13 protein-coding genes are annotated in these 16,244 nt (G+C 43.3%); 10 read left to right on the top strand and 3 right to left on the bottom strand.

Annotated features, from left to right (window positions below; all coding sequences use genetic code 11):
- Positions 1-26: 26 nt before the first annotated feature.
- Together J7J00_RS13895 and J7J00_RS13890 are read right to left on the bottom strand one after the other, a co-directional pair.
- Positions 27-560, bottom strand: coding sequence for a YceI family protein (locus J7J00_RS13895; RefSeq protein ID WP_214791350.1), 534 nt, complete (start codon positions 558-560; stop codon positions 27-29).
- 183 nt (positions 561-743) lie between these two features.
- Complete coding sequence (locus J7J00_RS13890) at positions 744-2,966, bottom strand: MMPL family transporter (RefSeq protein ID WP_396020551.1); 2,223 nt, start codon at positions 2,964-2,966, stop codon at positions 744-746.
- 285 nt (positions 2,967-3,251) lie between these two features.
- Between J7J00_RS13890 and J7J00_RS13885 the strand changes: the two genes are divergently transcribed.
- The 10 genes from J7J00_RS13885 to J7J00_RS13840 all read left to right on the top strand — a co-directional run bounded on the left by J7J00_RS13885 (position 3,252) and on the right by J7J00_RS13840 (position 16,007).
- A complete protein-coding gene (locus tag J7J00_RS13885; protein WP_286201341.1) occupies positions 3,252-4,829 on the top strand; it encodes a catalase in 1,578 nt (525 codons plus the stop codon).
- 188 nt (positions 4,830-5,017) lie between these two features.
- Positions 5,018-5,248 (top strand): CsbA family protein, encoded by a 231-nt coding sequence (locus J7J00_RS13880; RefSeq protein ID WP_034309928.1) that lies wholly within the window; start codon positions 5,018-5,020, stop codon positions 5,246-5,248.
- Between the two features lie 219 nt (positions 5,249-5,467).
- Entirely contained in the window at positions 5,468-7,453 is a 1,986-nt protein-coding gene (uvrB, locus tag J7J00_RS13875; RefSeq protein ID WP_214791346.1) for an excinuclease ABC subunit UvrB, read from the top strand.
- Positions 7,454-7,459: 6 nt separating this feature from the next.
- Positions 7,460-10,339: an excinuclease ABC subunit UvrA gene (gene uvrA / locus J7J00_RS13870; RefSeq protein ID WP_214791344.1), complete on the top strand. Its 2,880-nt coding sequence runs from the start codon at positions 7,460-7,462 to the stop codon at positions 10,337-10,339.
- A 230-nt stretch (positions 10,340-10,569) separates the two neighbouring features.
- Positions 10,570-11,670: a DUF4097 family beta strand repeat-containing protein gene (locus tag J7J00_RS13865; RefSeq protein ID WP_214791342.1), complete on the top strand. Its 1,101-nt coding sequence runs from the start codon at positions 10,570-10,572 to the stop codon at positions 11,668-11,670.
- Positions 11,671-12,087: 417 nt separating this feature from the next.
- A complete protein-coding gene (gene hprK, locus J7J00_RS13860) occupies positions 12,088-13,023 on the top strand; it encodes an HPr(Ser) kinase/phosphatase (protein ID WP_192207115.1) in 936 nt (311 codons plus the stop codon).
- Between the two features lie 26 nt (positions 13,024-13,049).
- Positions 13,050-13,862, top strand: a complete 813-nt coding sequence (gene lgt, locus J7J00_RS13855) for a prolipoprotein diacylglyceryl transferase (RefSeq protein WP_214791341.1) — start codon at positions 13,050-13,052, stop codon at positions 13,860-13,862.
- A 27-nt stretch (positions 13,863-13,889) separates the two neighbouring features.
- Positions 13,890-14,834, top strand: a complete 945-nt coding sequence (locus J7J00_RS13850) for a nucleoside recognition domain-containing protein (RefSeq protein WP_214791339.1) — start codon at positions 13,890-13,892, stop codon at positions 14,832-14,834.
- Positions 14,824-15,492, top strand: coding sequence for a pyrophosphatase PpaX (ppaX, locus tag J7J00_RS13845; protein WP_214791338.1), 669 nt, complete (start codon positions 14,824-14,826; stop codon positions 15,490-15,492). Before J7J00_RS13850 ends, ppaX begins: the two co-directional genes overlap by 11 nt.
- Positions 15,489-16,007 carry an acyltransferase gene (locus J7J00_RS13840; RefSeq protein ID WP_214791337.1) on the top strand — a complete coding sequence of 173 codons (519 nt, stop codon included), beginning with the start codon at positions 15,489-15,491 and terminating at the stop codon, positions 16,005-16,007. The genes ppaX and J7J00_RS13840 overlap by 4 nt, the downstream gene beginning before the upstream one ends.
- 36 nt (positions 16,008-16,043) lie before the next feature.
- Here J7J00_RS13840 and J7J00_RS13835 read toward each other — a convergent pair whose 3' ends face one another.
- Positions 16,044-16,187, bottom strand: coding sequence for a YwzD family small protein (locus tag J7J00_RS13835; protein ID WP_214791336.1), 144 nt, complete (start codon positions 16,185-16,187; stop codon positions 16,044-16,046).
- Between the last annotated feature and the right edge of the window lie 57 nt (positions 16,188-16,244).

The following is a 16,244-nucleotide window of genomic DNA, read 5'->3' as shown; positions in this document are numbered from 1 at the left end:
CTATGGATGGCTGCTGCTTCTTTTCGTTAAGCTTCTTTAGCTGCTTCGATTTCGATGGTAAGCGTGATTTGATCGCCGATCAGTACGCCGCCTGTTTCTAATGCCGCGTTATAGGTTAGCCCATAATCACTGCGTTTGACTTTCCCTTTTCCGCTAAATCCAGCTTTTTCATTTCCCCATGGATCTTTCCCTTGGCCTTCGAAGGTGATGCTGAAAGTTTCTTCTTGTGTGATTCCATTAAGAGTCACATTTCCAGTTACATCGTATTCATCTTCATCCGTTTTCACAATTTTTGTTGATTTGAATGTTAATGTAGGATTGTTTTCTACATCAAAAAAATCAGCGGAACGCAAGTGATTATCCCGGTCTGCATTGCGTGTGTCAATACTGGCCACATCAACGGTAAAATCGATTTCTGCAGTTGTTAAATCCAATGGGTTTGCTAGAATGCTTGCTTCGAACTTATTGAAACTTCCTTTTACTTTAGCAATCATCATATGTTTTACGGAAAATTCAATAGCACTGTGAGTCGGGTCGACTGTCCATTTTGTATTTGTCATGGTTATTCCTCCTAATTATTAATCTTGAATTTATATATCTTTAATTTGAGATGTTTTAACTTAATGTAATTATAAGAGGTGGAAGCAATAGTGTCAACTGAAAGTTTTCCTTAATTTTGAAAACATGAAAAACCCTGTGCATTTATTGGGCACAGGGTTTTTTCTCATGAAGAATATCCTATATTAATTGGCATGCTCTTTCTCTTCTTGATTGGTCACTTTACTCGGCCAAAAAGCACGGCGGCCAAGTAGGGTGGTGATTGCAGGAACAAGGAACGGGCGCACAATGAATGTGTCCATTAACACACCAAGAGCAGTAATGAGCCCGAATTGAACCAATACTTGAATCGGAAGTGTGGCTAGAACGGAAAAAGTCGCTGCCAAGATTATTCCTGCGGAAGTGATGACACCGCTTGTTTCGGCAACGCCCTTTCTGATGGCCTGCTTGATTGGCATCGTTTCTTTCTTACGCCAAATGCTCGAAACCATGAAAATGTTATAATCCTCTCCAAGCGCAACCAGGAATATGAAAGAATAAAGTGGAATTGTCCCCTCTATGGCATCGACACCCATGAAATAGTGCAGGATTATCCAACCTAAGCCCATTGCTGCAAAGAATGAGAGAATGACTGTCCCCATTAAATACACCATGGCTGTCACAGATCGCAAGTAGGCTAAGAGGAGCAGGGAAATCAGGACGATGATGATCGGGATGATTATGAACTCATCGGATTTTACGGTATCCCTTTTATCGAATTGCGTTGCAGTTTGCCCGCCAATCCAAACCTTTTCATCAACGGAAGATATATTGGCGGCCTTCAATTCTTTCTCCGCCATTGTGCGGATTTCCGGAATGGAATCAATGGCCTCGATAGCATATGGGTTCAAGTTGAATGTGACCTCATAGGATTGCAGATCTTTATTGGATTTACTTGTGACTGGATCGGCCACACTTTCAACAATATTCATCCTCTCTAATGCCAGCGCTAAATCGATATCTTCACCATTCGTATCGATAACCATTGTGGCTGGTGCCAGTTCGCCCGGTGAGTACGAGTCGGAAATGACAGAATAGCCTTCACGGGAGTTCATATCTTTAGGGAAGGAAGAGAGAATATCATATGAATATTTTATTTGTGAAGAATAGCCAGCTAAAACACTGAAGATGATCAGGCATGTAAGAATGACAGTCCATGGCTTGGTCGTGACGATATGACCAATCCATATACCGATGCGGCCATCTTTATGCTTTTTGACGGCTTTTCCCTTTTTCTTAGCCCGTGCTTCTTCCATTTCAGGAGTACGCGGAACGATCGGGAAGAAGGAAGCCCTTCCGAATATAGAAAGCAATGCCGGTACAAGTATTAAAGCTGCCAGCATCATGATTAAAATGGACAAGCTGAATGGGACAGCGAAACGGTGGTAGGCTCCGTATTTGGCTACAAGCAATGTAAGCAGGGAGATGACGATAGTAAGTCCGCTCATCGCAATGGCGCCTGATGAATCTTTAAATGCGGCGATCATGGCTTTCCGTTTGCTTTTATGATTCCTTAATTCACTTCTGTAGTGAGAAATTAAAAATAGACAATAATCCGTTCCGGCACCGAATAATAATACGGTCATGATTGAAATTGCCTGTGAATCGACTGTAATCCAACCATGGTCTGCCATGAATCCAAGGATAGGGCTCGTGACAATATAGGCGAAGCCTACTCCGATTAGAGGAATGAGGGCTAAAAGCGGGGAGCGGTAAATGAGTAATAAGACGACAAGTACAAGTATTACTGTCGCTAATAGCAATTTGAAATCAGCACCTGAAAATAAACCCGTTGCATCGACGGATATCCCTACAGGGCCTGTCACTCGAAGGGATAATTCATTTGAATCTGTCGGGACCTTGAATGGGTCCGATCCAATGCGTTCCGAGACTTGCTCATTAATGCTTTCAAGATTTTTTTCGAGAATTTCAGTCTCGGTCTTTTCCTTAAAGAAAATCGGCTGTACGAAAGTCGTTCCATCTTCTGAAACCGATCCTTGAAGAGCAGGCAACGGAGTTTCATGAAGCGGCGGTAAAAAAGATTGCTGTGTCAATGGGTTATCTGTCAGTTCTTTGGAAAGGTACTGGATTTCAGCCAAGTCGGCCTCTGTCAGTCCACTTTCCCGATGCCATGTAAGGAGGGCAGGTAATCCAGAGGATTTTGGAAACTCTTCTTTAATAAGTTCATCAGCCACGACAGAAGGTGAGTCTTCGGGCAAGTCTGCGGCATTATTTGCTGTTCGATCATTTACGGCAGGCAATGTGAAGGTTAATGCGATTGCTGCAATTATCCATACAGCAATGACAACCCAACGACCGGATTTTCCAGTCATCATCCTGCCAAGTCTTCCTAATATTGATTCGTCCAATGAAGGCACCCCGCTTTTTGAATTTTTTATCCTTAGTTCATTATAATGGAGCGCTGTTGTCATATACAAAAATGGGTATGCTTCCTCCATGCTTCTACTAAATGCTTCAAAGCTTTCTTATCATTATATGATTTACACCAGTTGTTAATGGCATTAACATATGATCAGCGATATATAGGGGAAATTTAACTAATTTCAATTAAATTTGAAGATTGAAGAGTGAAATATAGGGAATAGGGGAAAGTATAGTAGTATTGTGGCTTTTATTAACAGAGGAGGGATATTTTGTCTGATAAATCCAAAAAACCAAATGATGAATCGAAAGAAACATTAACGAACAGGCAAGGGCACCCGGTAACGAATAACCAGAGTCTTAGAACTGTAGGAAACAGAGGACCTAGTACACTTGAGAACTATGATTTCCTGGAAAAGATCAGCCACTTCGATAGGGAGCGTATCCCTGAACGGGTGGTGCACGCCCGTGGTGCAGGTGCACATGGTTATTTCGTTCCGACCGGTAAAGCGGGGGACGAGCCTATTTCAAAATATACGAGAGCAAAGGTTTTTCAGGAAGAAGGTAAAAAAACCCCGGTATTCGTGAGATTTTCATCTGTTATTCATGGAGGGACGTCCCCGGAAACGTTACGTGATCCCAGGGGATTCGCGGTTAAATTTTATACGGAGGATGGGAACTGGGATCTTGTAGGCAATAACCTGAAAATTTTCTTTATCCGTGATGCCATGAAATTCCCGGATTTGATTCATGCCTTTAAACCCGATCCGGTCACGAACATTCAGGACGGCAGGAGGATTTTCGATTTTTGCTCGAGCTCACCTGAAACATTCCATATGATTACCTTTGTGTTTTCCCCATGGGGCATTCCAGCTAACTACCGCATGATGCAAGGGTCAGGGGTCAATACTTATAAATGGGTGAATGAGGAAGGGAAAGCGGTGCTTGTCAAGTATCATTGGGAACCGAAACAAGGGATCAAGAACCTGACACAGCAAGAGGCAAATGAAATTCAAGCTACGAATTTCAATCATGCCACACAGGATCTATTTGAAGCGATCGAACGCGGGGACTATCCTGAATGGGATCTCAACGTACAGATCATGAGTGATGATGAGCATCCTGAGTTGGATTTTGATCCGCTGGATGATACGAAAATCTGGCCGAAAGATGAGTTCCCATGGCTGCATGTAGGTACGATGGTTTTGAATAAAAACCCTGAAGACTATTTCACTGAAGTCGAACAGGCTGCTTTCGGCACCGGTGTCCTAGTGGATGGACTGGACTTTTCTGATGACAAGATGTTACAGGGACGTACATTCTCTTATTCCGATACACAGCGTCACCGTGTTGGTGCGAATTATCTGCAATTGCCGATTAATGCGCCAAAGAAACCAACTGCCACGAATCAGACTGGCGGACAGATGCAATATGAAGTTGGCAGAGGCAGCCAAAACCCCCACATCAACTACGAACCATCAACTGTCGGCGGCTTGAAAGAAGCCAAGCAAACGGGCAAGGAGTATACACCTATGGTGGAAGGGAAACTTGTTCGTGAGACAATCGATCGCCAAAACAATACGAAACAGGCTGGTGAAACATTCCGTGAATTCGAGGATTGGGAAAAAGACGATTTAATTTCCAATTTAGTGGCGGCATTGGCTCCTGCCGACAAGCGCATTCAGGAAAAAATGATAGCTCTTGCCGAAGAGGCCGATGAAGAGTATGGCCGCAGATTGAAAGAGGGACTGGCTGCGGCTTCTGAACATACGGACTCTTCAAAACCTCTGGGCGGGACGGATAACCCTGAGGACGCCGTTAGAAAAGGACATGAAGCGGATCCATATTGAGTGGGATGAAAAGAAGCAAACTTCTCTTTAAGGGGTTTGCCTCTTTTTTTTATGGGCATAATTGGAGGATGTGTGGAATGATATTCTGATGATGCCTTGAAAATCAAGTAGGAAATTGATTGGCAAAAAACTTGATAATCATTTAAACTGAAACTACTCTATTTTTCTCTTATAAAGGAGATGAAAAAATGATTAAAATTCTTTCTGCCCTTTTCCTTCCTTGCCTACTTGTCATGCTATTTTCAAGAGTCACCTATAACAATGTCGTGGGCCTTGTTTTAACTGTTGCCTTGATTACAGCTTCCGCATATAAAGGTTATACGCATACAAACTTATTGATCATCGTCGATGCCTTATCCCTGACAGTGGGATTTTGGTTATCAAAAAGAATGATGAAACGTACATCCAAGAGCGCCTGACACTAAAGGTGCTTTTTTTGTACTCAAACATGTCATTTCCCCTCAACACATCATGAAGTCCATAAAACAAAAATAGAATGGATGTTCGCTTATTGCTGGTTTGTTTTAAGGCTAATGTGGTAGAATGTGTATATATGCTTTATTAAACCGGAATAAATATAAGGGATATTGGCATGTCCCGTTTTCATATAAAAATATTTCAATAGGAGGCTATGCTTGGTGAAGGATAAGTTTGAGTTAGTCTCAAAATACTCTCCTCAAGGAGATCAACCGGCAGCGATTGAAATGCTGGTCGAAGGGATTAAGGAAGGCAAGGAAATGCAGACGTTATTGGGGGCAACGGGGACAGGGAAAACGTTCACCGTTTCCAATGTGATTCAAAGAATCAATAAACCGACTCTTGTCATTGCCCACAATAAAACGTTGGCGGGGCAGCTTTACAGTGAGTTCAAAGAGTTCTTCCCTAATAATGCCGTTGAATACTTCGTTAGCTATTATGATTACTACCAGCCAGAGGCTTATGTTCCATCCACGGATACATTCATCGAAAAAGATGCAAGCATCAATGATGAAATCGATAAACTGCGTCACTCGGCAACCTCATCTTTGTTCGAAAGGAAAGATGTCATCATCATTGCCAGCGTTTCGTGCATATATGGACTCGGTTCCCCTGAAGAGTACCGGGAGATGGTTGTTTCCCTCCGAACAGGCATGGAAATAGACCGGAATGCCTTGCTGCACAGACTCGTGGATATTCAATATGAGAGGAATGATATTGCTTTCCAACGGGGGACCTTCCGCGTTCGCGGCGACGTGGTCGAAATTTTCCCGGCTTCACGTGATGAACATTGCGTACGGGTCGAGTTTTTTGGGGATGAGATTGACCGCATCCGTGAAGTCAATGCCCTGACTGGTGAAATTACTGGTGAACGGGAACATATTGCTATTTTCCCGGCTTCCCACTTCGTAACCCGCGAAGAGAAAATGCGGATAGCCATTCAAAATATCGAAACGGAACTGGAAGAGCGATTGAAGGAATTAAGGGAAGATGAAAAACTCCTTGAAGCACAGCGCTTGGAGCAGCGGACCCGTTATGATTTGGAAATGATGCGGGAAATGGGCTTTTGTTCAGGGATCGAGAACTATTCCCGCCATTTAACCCTTCGTCCCTCAGGTGCGACACCATACACTTTAATGGATTATTTTCCAGAGGACTTCCTATTGGTCGTGGACGAATCACACGTAACCCTTTCGCAAATCCGCGGAATGTTCAATGGAGATCAGGCGCGGAAGCAAGTGCTCGTCGATCATGGCTTCCGTCTGCCGTCTGCAAAAGATAACCGCCCGCTAAGATTTGAAGAATTTGAAAAAAAGGTACATCAATCCATATTCGTTTCGGCAACTCCGGGACCATTTGAACTCGAACATACGCCAGAAATGGTTCAGCAGATCATCCGTCCTACCGGATTGCTGGATCCGACGGTAGAAGTGCGGCCGATTGAAGGGCAGATAGATGACATGATCGGTGAAATACAGGAGCGCGTCAAAAAGAACGAGCGTGTGCTCATTACGACCTTGACGAAAAAGATGTCCGAGGATTTAACTGATTATTTAAAGGAAATCGGCATCAAGGTCCAATATCTTCATTCTGAAGTGAAGACCTTGGAAAGGATAGAAATCATCCGGGAACTTCGAATGGGCAAATATGATGTACTCGTTGGAATCAACCTTTTAAGGGAAGGCCTGGATATACCGGAAGTGTCGTTGGTGACCATTCTGGATGCCGATAAGGAAGGGTTCCTTCGCTCGGAACGTTCGCTTATTCAAACGATGGGCCGTGCAGCCCGTAATGCAAACGGTCACGTCATCATGTATGCAGACCGCATCACGAATTCGATGGAACTTGCCATCAATGAAACGAGGCGGCGCCGTGAAATCCAGGAAGATTATAATAAAGAGCATGGAATAATGCCTCAAACCATTCAAAAGGATATCCGTGACTCCATAAGGGCAACTCATGTTGCCGAAGAAGGCGAAGAGTATAAAGAAGACCTTGCACCAAGCCTCGCGAAGCTCCCTAAAAAAGAGCGTTTAAAAGTGATGGAGAGCATGGAAAAAGAAATGAAGGAAGCGGCAAAGGCACTGGATTTCGAGCGAGCTGCCGAGCTGCGTGATTTATTACTAGAGTTGAAAGCGGAAGGGTGACGAAACATGGCAATGGATAAAATTGTGATAAAAGGCGCCAGGGCCAACAATTTAAAGAATATTGATATCACGATACCGAGAGACAAACTTGTTGTGCTGACCGGATTATCCGGATCTGGAAAGTCTTCCTTGGCTTTTGATACGATTTATGCAGAAGGGCAAAGACGTTATGTAGAATCACTGTCCGCTTATGCTCGTCAATTCTTAGGCCAAGTGGATAAACCGGATGTCGATGCGATCGAAGGTTTGTCACCAGCCATTTCCATAGACCAGAAGACGACCAGTCGAAATCCTCGTTCAACCGTTGGGACTGTTACGGAGATCTATGATTATTTAAGGCTGTTATTTGCACGGGTCGGCAGGCCGACCTGTCCGATCCATAATATTGAAATCACCTCACAAACGATTGAGCAAATGGTGGACCGTATTCTTAATTACCCTGAGCGAACCAAGCTTCAGGTATTGGCGCCGCTTGTCTCGGGCAGAAAAGGGACACATGCAAAAGTCTTGGAGGAAGTTAAGAAACAAGGATATGTCCGCATTCGTGTGAATGGGGAAATGCATGATCTCAGCGAGGAGATCACTCTCGAAAAAAATAAAAAGCATTCAATTGAAGTCATCATAGACCGGATCGTCATTAAAGAGGGTATCATGGCGAGGCTCGCAGATTCATTGGAAAGTGCTTTGCAGCTTGGCGAAGGCAAAGTCATCATCGACGTCATGGGTGAGGAAGAGCTGCTGTTCAGTGAACATCATGCTTGTCCATACTGCGGATTTTCGATTGAAGAGTTAGAGCCGAGAATGTTCTCCTTCAATAGCCCATTTGGGGCATGCCCGGATTGTGATGGCTTGGGGGCGAGGCTTGAGGTGGACCGTGATCTGGTCATCCCGAATAACGAATTAAGCCTCCGCCAACATGCGATTGCGCCATGGGAGCCGACGAGTTCTCAATATTATCCGCAGCTCCTTGAAGCGGTAGCCAACCATTATGGGATAGATATGGATGTGCCCGTTAAAGATTTACCGGAAGAAAAGATGGATAAGGTCTTGCTTGGTTCAGGTAAAGATAAGATATATTTCCGTTATAAAAATGATTTTGGAAGAGTGCAAGAAGGATATATTCCTTTTGAAGGAGTTTTAAGAAACATCGAAAGGCGCTTCAAGGAGACGAGTTCAGACTATATTCGTGAGCAAATGCAGAAATATATGTCAGAACATCACTGTCCGACCTGTAAGGGTCATCGATTAAAAAAAGAGAGTCTTTCCGTGCTCATTCAAGGGGTCCATATAAGTGAAACGACAGCTTTATCAGTAGAAGATGCGTTAGTATTTTTCGATGAGCTTGATTTGACTGAAAAGGAAGCTGCAATTGCGAGATTGATTTTACGTGAAATTCGTGAGCGGCTCGGTTTCCTGGCTAATGTAGGTTTGGAATATTTGACGTTGAGCAGGGCAGCGGGAACATTATCAGGCGGTGAAGCGCAGCGTATACGATTGGCTACGCAGATCGGTTCCCGATTGACGGGAGTACTCTATATTTTGGATGAACCTTCAATAGGGCTGCATCAGAGGGATAACGATCGATTGATCGAAACATTGAAGAATATGCGAGAAATCGGGAACACCCTGATTGTTGTCGAGCATGATGAAGATACGATGATTGCTGCGGACTATTTGATCGATGTTGGTCCTGGAGCAGGAGCGCATGGAGGGGAAATAGTGGCCGCTGGTACTCCGGAAGAGGTCATGAATAACCCTAAATCCTTAACGGGCCAATATTTAGCAGGGAAGAAATTCATTCCATTGCCATTGGAACGCCGGAAAAATGATGGCCGTGTCATTGAAATAAAAGGTGCCAAGGAAAATAATTTGAAAAACGTTAATGTGAAATTCCCACTGGGGGTCTTTACAGCCGTTACAGGAGTCTCTGGATCAGGGAAAAGTACATTAGTGAATGAGATCCTCCATAAATCGTTGGCTCAAAAGCTGAATCGGGCAAAAGCCAGACCAGGCGATTTCCGTGAGATCAAGGGAATTGAGCATTTAGATAAAGTCATTGATATTGATCAATCACCGATCGGCAGAACCCCACGATCGAATCCAGCTACCTACACGGGTGTATTCGATGATGTTCGTGACGTATTTGCCTCGACTAATGAAGCGAAGATCCGCGGTTATAAAAAAGGAAGGTTCAGTTTCAATGTGAAGGGCGGTCGCTGTGAAGCATGCCGAGGTGATGGCATTATCAAGATTGAAATGCATTTTCTTCCAGATGTCTATGTCCCATGTGAAATCTGTCATGGGAAACGTTATAACCGGGAAACTCTTGAAGTGAAATATAAAGGGAAAAACATTTCCGACATCCTCGATATGACAGTTGAGGAAGGCGTTAGTTTCTTTGAAAATATCCCAAAAATCAAACGGAAGCTACAAACGATTTATGATGTTGGTTTGGGTTATATCAAGCTTGGGCAGCCTGCTACCACTTTATCAGGCGGTGAAGCGCAAAGGGTGAAACTTGCTTCTGAATTGCATCGCCGTTCCACTGGGCGCTCCTTTTATATCTTGGATGAACCAACTACCGGACTTCATGTCCACGATATAGCAAGGCTGCTCCAGGTTCTGCAGCGGCTGGTTGACAATGGGGATACAGTTCTGGTGATCGAGCATAATCTGGATGTCATCAAGACGGCGGACCATATTATTGACCTGGGACCGGAAGGCGGAGATAAGGGCGGAACAATCGTCACTTATGGAACACCTGAAAAAATATGTGAAGTTTCCGAATCGTATACGGGAAAATACTTAAAACCTGTACTTACCCGTGATCAAATTCGTATGGAAAATTGGATTGAAGAAAAAGAAACTCAGCATGAACATGCTTAAAAGAACAAGCCATCAGGCTTGTTTTTTTGTAGAAAAATGACGGTGCGCATTTAATCAATCATTTGATTAATGAATAGGAAAACAAGATATTTCCGGGGAAATCATACATCTTCCGTTTCGGAAATTGTCATTTCCCTTTGTCGAATGATGGGAAAAACGGTATTTATGAAACTTTTTAGATATCTGGGCGTATGTATGAATAAAATGATAGAAGAAAGCGAGGAATGTTCATGCAGGAGGAAAGAAAGAAAATCTTAGAAATGATTCAGGATGGAAAGTTATCAGCGGAAGAAGCCATGGGCTTATTGGAAGAATTAGATAAAGCCAGTCAGGAAAGTGAAGCTAAAGAGCAGAAATTGCAAAATGAATTATCGACGGTAGTCGTGGATAAGAAAAGTGAGGGAAGCACTCAGGATACGTTTAAGAAGAATATCCAGTCATCGAAAGAAAAGATTATTGATTTCGTTGAAAGTGCTTTTAAGAAAATCAAAGAAACGGACCTTGATTTCAATTTTGGGAAATCTGTGGAGGTCAGTCATATTTTCCAGCATGATCATGATTTCCTGAATGAAGTTGATGTGGATATAGCAAATGGGAAAATAAAAATCGCCGCATGGGACCATAATGATGTCCGGGTTGAATGCGAAGCTAAGGTATATCGTGTGGAAGATATAGAAGAAGCCAGGAAGAACTTTTTGGAAGAAGTCGATTTCACGATTGAAAATGGAAAATTGAGGTTCAAGGTTCGTGAAAAATCCATAAAGGTTGATACGATCATGTACATTCCAAGGAAGGAATATGAGGATATCCATATAAGGATGTTCAATGGCGCAATCACGACTGAATCATTGAAATCAGAGAACCTTAAAGCGAAGACGGCGAATGGTGCCATTCATATCATGCAGGGTACGGGTGATTCGTGTGAGCTTGAAACAGCCAACGGGATGATCACCATTGCGGATACCAACTTTAATGACTTGGAAGCCGAGACCCTGAATGGAGCGATTAATGCCGATGGATACTTCAAGAAATTGGATGTCCAAACTTTCAATGGGGAAATCATCTGTACGAATTCGGGGATGGATTGCGATTCGATCCATGCTAAGTCAATCACTGGAAAAGTCCAGTTGAACCTTCCAACAGGTAAGGCGATTGAAGGAGAGTTGAAATCAAATTTAGGAAGCTTTAATGTAACTTTGGAAGGGATGACCATCATCGAAGAGAAAAGTGATGTGGTTCAGAAGGTCCTTAAATTTAAGACGGTTAAGGAAGAGGTTCCTGTGCTTCATGTTTTTGCAGAAACCAAGACTGCAGCGATAACGGTTTCCTGAAGAAAAAGAAAGCCCGCTGATATAACTGGCGGGCTCAGAATGTAGGCAAACTCGGAGAAAATCGAGTTTGCCTACATTTTTTTTAGGGCTTGTACAATTTGGGTAGAAACTATATCTAAGGAGTTGAAGGTGTTGCTTTGGAGTTGGTTCAGGAATATCATTTGATGAAAGATACGTTTTCTGATCCCTTTTGTGTACAAAGTGACCCCGCCAGTATAAACTTGCGGGCTTTCTCAGGATTCATGCAGTTTCATCTCATCTCTTTCCTGTTCACGGAGACCTTCGCGCTTCATCATCCGGGTGCAGTGAATAAAAAAACAATAAATCGATAATGCTTTGTTTGGTTATTAACAGAAAAATGCTAAAATAGAAAAAGTATCTCGAAAAATAGCAACGCTCCAAAAGGAGGAAAGATATATGGCAAAAGTCCGTACAAAGGATATAGTAGATGCGTTCGGTCTAGAACTTATCAGTGGGGAAGAAGGAATTAACCGACCAATAGTCACGAGTGATTTATCTCGTCCCGGACTTGAAATAGCCGGTTTTTTTGATTATTATCCCGCGGATCGAGTACAGCTTTTAGGTATGACGGAGATGTCCTTTTTTAATCGGTTGAATGAACCGGAGAGAATACAGAGGATGGAAGAGTTGTGCAGGGACTTTACTCCAGGCATCATCATTACGCGTGGTCAGGAAGTGCCGATAGAATTGATCGAAGCTTCTGAGCGGGAATCCGTTCCTGTGATGAGATCTAATATGAAGACAACAAGGTTATACAGCCGTCTGACCAATTTCCTTGAAAGCAGGTTGGCACCAACTACTGCTGTTCATGGTGTATTGGTGGATATCTATGGGTTAGGGGTGTTGATCACCGGGAAAAGCGGAGTCGGTAAAAGTGAGACAGCCCTGGAATTGGTGAAACGGGGGCATCGTCTCGTAGCCGATGACTGCGTCGAAATCAGGCAGGAAGACCAAGATACGCTAGTAGGGAATGCCCCGGATTTAATCGAACATCTTCTTGAAATAAGGGGATTGGGAATCATTAATGTAATGACACTTTTTGGAGCTGGTGCAGTCCGGAGCAATAAAAAGATCTCAATCGTCATCAATCTGGAACTATGGGAAAAAAACAAGCAGTATGACCGGGTTGGTCTTGATGAAGAAAAAATGAAAATCATCGATACGGAAGTGACGAAAATTACCGTACCTGTCCGTCCAGGGCGAAATTTAGCTGTTATCATTGAAGTGGCAGCCATGAATTACCGACTGAAACGAATGGGTGTAAATGCTGCGGAACAGTTTTCAGATCGCTTGAACCATGCCATTGCAGATCCGGAACATGATGAATTTTAAAAGGTTATAGGAAAAGAGGGGACAAAATGGAACAAGGAATACAGCCGCTGAATCCAATCGCGATAGATCTAGGGCCCATCCAGGTACATTGGTATGGACTGATCATCGGTTTCGGTGTGTTATTGGGTCTTATTATCGCTTTGAGAGAATCTGAGCGAAGAGGTCTTGATAAGGAAATATTTACGGATATGATTTTGTTTGCTGTCCCAATCGCGATCATTAGTGCCCGTATTTATTATGTGATCTTCCAATGGGAGTACTATTCACAAAACCCGGGGGATATCATAAAAATATGGAATGGCGGAATTGCCATACATGGTGCGTTGATTGGATCGGTGCTGACTGCGATCGTCTTTGCCAAGGTCAAGAAGGTCTCATTCTGGAAGCTGGTTGATATTGCTGCACCGAGCTTATTGTTGGGGCAGGCAATTGGCCGTTGGGGTAATTTCATGAATCAGGAAGCACATGGGGGAGAAATAACAAGGTCATTCCTGGAAAATATGCATTTGCCTGAATTCATCATCAATCAAATGTACATAAACGGTGCGTATTATCACCCGACCTTTTTGTATGAATCGATTTGGAATATCGCCGGTGTCATTATCCTCTTAAGTTTACGGAAAGTGAACTTGCGCAGGGGTGAACTATTTTTAACCTATGTAATATGGTATTCCATCGGCCGTTATTACATTGAAGGATTGCGGACGGATAGTTTGATGCTGACGGAATCGCTGCGTATCGCACAAGTGATCTCGATTGTGTTGGTAGCTGTAGCCATTGCTTTAGTGGTCTATAGAAGGGTCCGCGGGCATGCAAACAAACGATATTTAGATGCATAGGTAATATGTGTAAAGGGAGAGGGCATAGTGATAGTAGATTCGATTAAAAAGGGACTTCTTTCAGGCTTGAATACAACTTGGTCTTTGGGGAAAGTGATATTTCCAGTCACTTTGATCGTCACTGTGCTTCAATATACGCCTGTATTGCCATTCATCATTAACTTGATAGCTCCTTTGATGAATCTCATCGGTCTTCCAGGGGATGCGGCAATTCCGCTTGTGTTAGGGAATTTCCTGAATTTATACGCGGCGATCGCTGGCATATTAACACTTGATTTGACTGTGAAAGAAGTTTTTATTATCGCTATGATGCTATCTTTTTCACATAATTTATTGATCGAGTCAGGTGTGGCGATGAAAACCGGCGTCAAGCTGTGGATCATCTTAACAGTACGGATCGGGCTTGCCCTTTTATCAGCGATCGTCATCAATCTTGTCTGGCAGGGCGGATCTGAAATGGCCCAAGGAGTGGCTATCGGGGAGGCTGCAGAGATTAACGGAGCAGGTGCCATCCTCTTACATGGGGTCATCAAGGCCCTTTCAGGAATCGGTCAGCTGGCGGTCATCGTTATTCCGCTCATGGTGGCGGTTCAAATCATGAAAGATTTAAAATGGCTGGAAGCTTTCTCGAAAGCCCTTGCTCCCTTCATGAAGGTCCTGGGGATGAAGCCGAATGCTTCCATGCCTTTCGTTACAGGCCTGACTCTCGGTTTGGCATATGGGGCGGGCGTAATGATTCAAGCCGCTAAAGAAGATAATGTTTCGAAGAAGGATATGACGATTGCATTCATCTTTTTAGTTGCCTGCCATGCTGTTGTAGAAGACACACTGATTTTTATTCCGCTGGGGATTCCAGTCTTGCCGTTGTTGCTTATTCGGCTACTCACTGCCATTGTTTTAACGATGGCCGTTGCGTATATATGGAATCGGACTGACAGGGTACAGAGAAAGGAAGCTGTATATGAACAGTAACATAACTACATTATTATTTGACCTCGATGGGACGTTGATCAATACAAATGAATTGATCATTGCCTCTTTTACGGAAACTTTAAACCACTTTTGTCCTGGAAAGTTCAATCGGGAAGATATCATTCCATTTATCGGACCGACTTTGGTCGATACTTTTTCTTCCATTGATCCAAAACGAGTGGATGAAATGATCGCTTACTATCGGGAGCATAATTGGAGGAACCATGATTTGCTTGTCACACAATTTGACGGGGTGTTTGAAACTGTTCAAACGTTGAAGCAGAGCGGTTATAAATTGGCAGTCGTTACGACAAAGAAGCGTGATGTCGTCGAAAAGGGCCTGCGTTTAAGCAAACTGGATCAATTCTTTGAAGTGGTGGTCACACTGGATGAAGTGGAAAAGGCAAAGCCGGACCCAGAGCCTTTGGTAAAAGCTTTAAATCAACTCGGTTCGGTTCCTGAAGAAGCGATCATGATTGGCGACAGTTATCATGATATTATGGGCGGTAAAAATACAGGTACAAAAACGGCAGGGGTCTCATGGTCCATTAAAGGCCGTGAGTTCTTGGAAAGTTATCACCCTGATTATATGCTTGAGCAGATGGCGGATATATTGAATATCGTTGAGGTTGAAAAACTCACGGAGGCAAGAAAATGAGACGCACGTCCCGCTATCCAGTTGAAGGGGCTAATTCACTATGGCATGTATATAAGACCGTTCCATTCTGGAAAGTCGTAAAGAATTTTGTGGTGATACAGCTAGCGCGTTATACGCCTTTTCTGGGCATGAAGAATTGGCTATACAAGACTTTTTTACATATGAAAGTAGGAAAGCATACTTCGTTTGCCTTGATGGTCATGCCGGATGTGATGTTTCCGGAAAAAATATCGGTTGGAATGAATACTGTCATTGGCTATAATACGACAATCCTTGCTCATGAATATTTGATTCATGAATATCGTTTAGGAGATGTAGTCATTGGTGATGAAGTGTTGATTGGAGCCAATTCGACCATTCTTCCAGGACTTTCAATTGGTAATGGGGCGATTGTCTCTGCGGGGACGCTTGTCCATAAGGATGTTCCGGAGGGAGCTTTCGTCGGGGGAAATCCAATGAAAATCATATATACTAAAGAGGAAATGCTTGAGAGAGAGCAGCAAACTTCCTTATGAAAAAAAGGACTTGCCCATATATGCGGCAAGTCCTTTTTAATGGCATTTTGGGTATAACGGAGTCAGTTCATTCTTTAGATGCTCTATCACTTCGTTGATTGATACATTTTCCTGGTTCACCGTTGCTTCATACGTTTCTTTTAAAATTTGAAAAAACCTTTGCTGTGCCTGTTCATCCATGTTGAGCTTGTCCTCCTATCATCTATTAAAGATTTATGAAGAGGGGGCAGAACAACT

The organism is Bacillus sp. ISL-4 (genome assembly GCF_018613275.1).
GTDB classification, from domain to species: Bacteria; Bacillota; Bacilli; order Bacillales; family DSM-1321; genus Peribacillus; species Peribacillus simplex_E.
This window is presented reverse-complemented; position numbering and strand designations above follow the sequence as displayed.

Coding starts and splice junctions, on each gene's coding strand:
- hprK (WP_192207115.1), top strand. CDS start 12,088: ATGGCAAAAGTCCGTACAAAGGATATAGTAGATGCGTTCGGTCTAGAA.
- J7J00_RS13880 (WP_034309928.1), top strand. CDS start 5,018: ATGATTAAAATTCTTTCTGCCCTTTTCCTTCCTTGCCTACTTGTCATG.
- uvrA (WP_214791344.1), top strand. CDS start 7,460: ATGGCAATGGATAAAATTGTGATAAAAGGCGCCAGGGCCAACAATTTA.
- J7J00_RS13835 (WP_214791336.1), bottom strand. CDS start 16,187: ATGGATGAACAGGCACAGCAAAGGTTTTTTCAAATTTTAAAAGAAACG.
- J7J00_RS13895 (WP_214791350.1), bottom strand. CDS start 560: ATGACAAATACAAAATGGACAGTCGACCCGACTCACAGTGCTATTGAA.
- J7J00_RS13840 (WP_214791337.1), top strand. CDS start 15,489: ATGAGACGCACGTCCCGCTATCCAGTTGAAGGGGCTAATTCACTATGG.
- J7J00_RS13865 (WP_214791342.1), top strand. CDS start 10,570: ATGCAGGAGGAAAGAAAGAAAATCTTAGAAATGATTCAGGATGGAAAG.
- lgt (WP_214791341.1), top strand. CDS start 13,050: ATGGAACAAGGAATACAGCCGCTGAATCCAATCGCGATAGATCTAGGG.
- ppaX (WP_214791338.1), top strand. CDS start 14,824: ATGAACAGTAACATAACTACATTATTATTTGACCTCGATGGGACGTTG.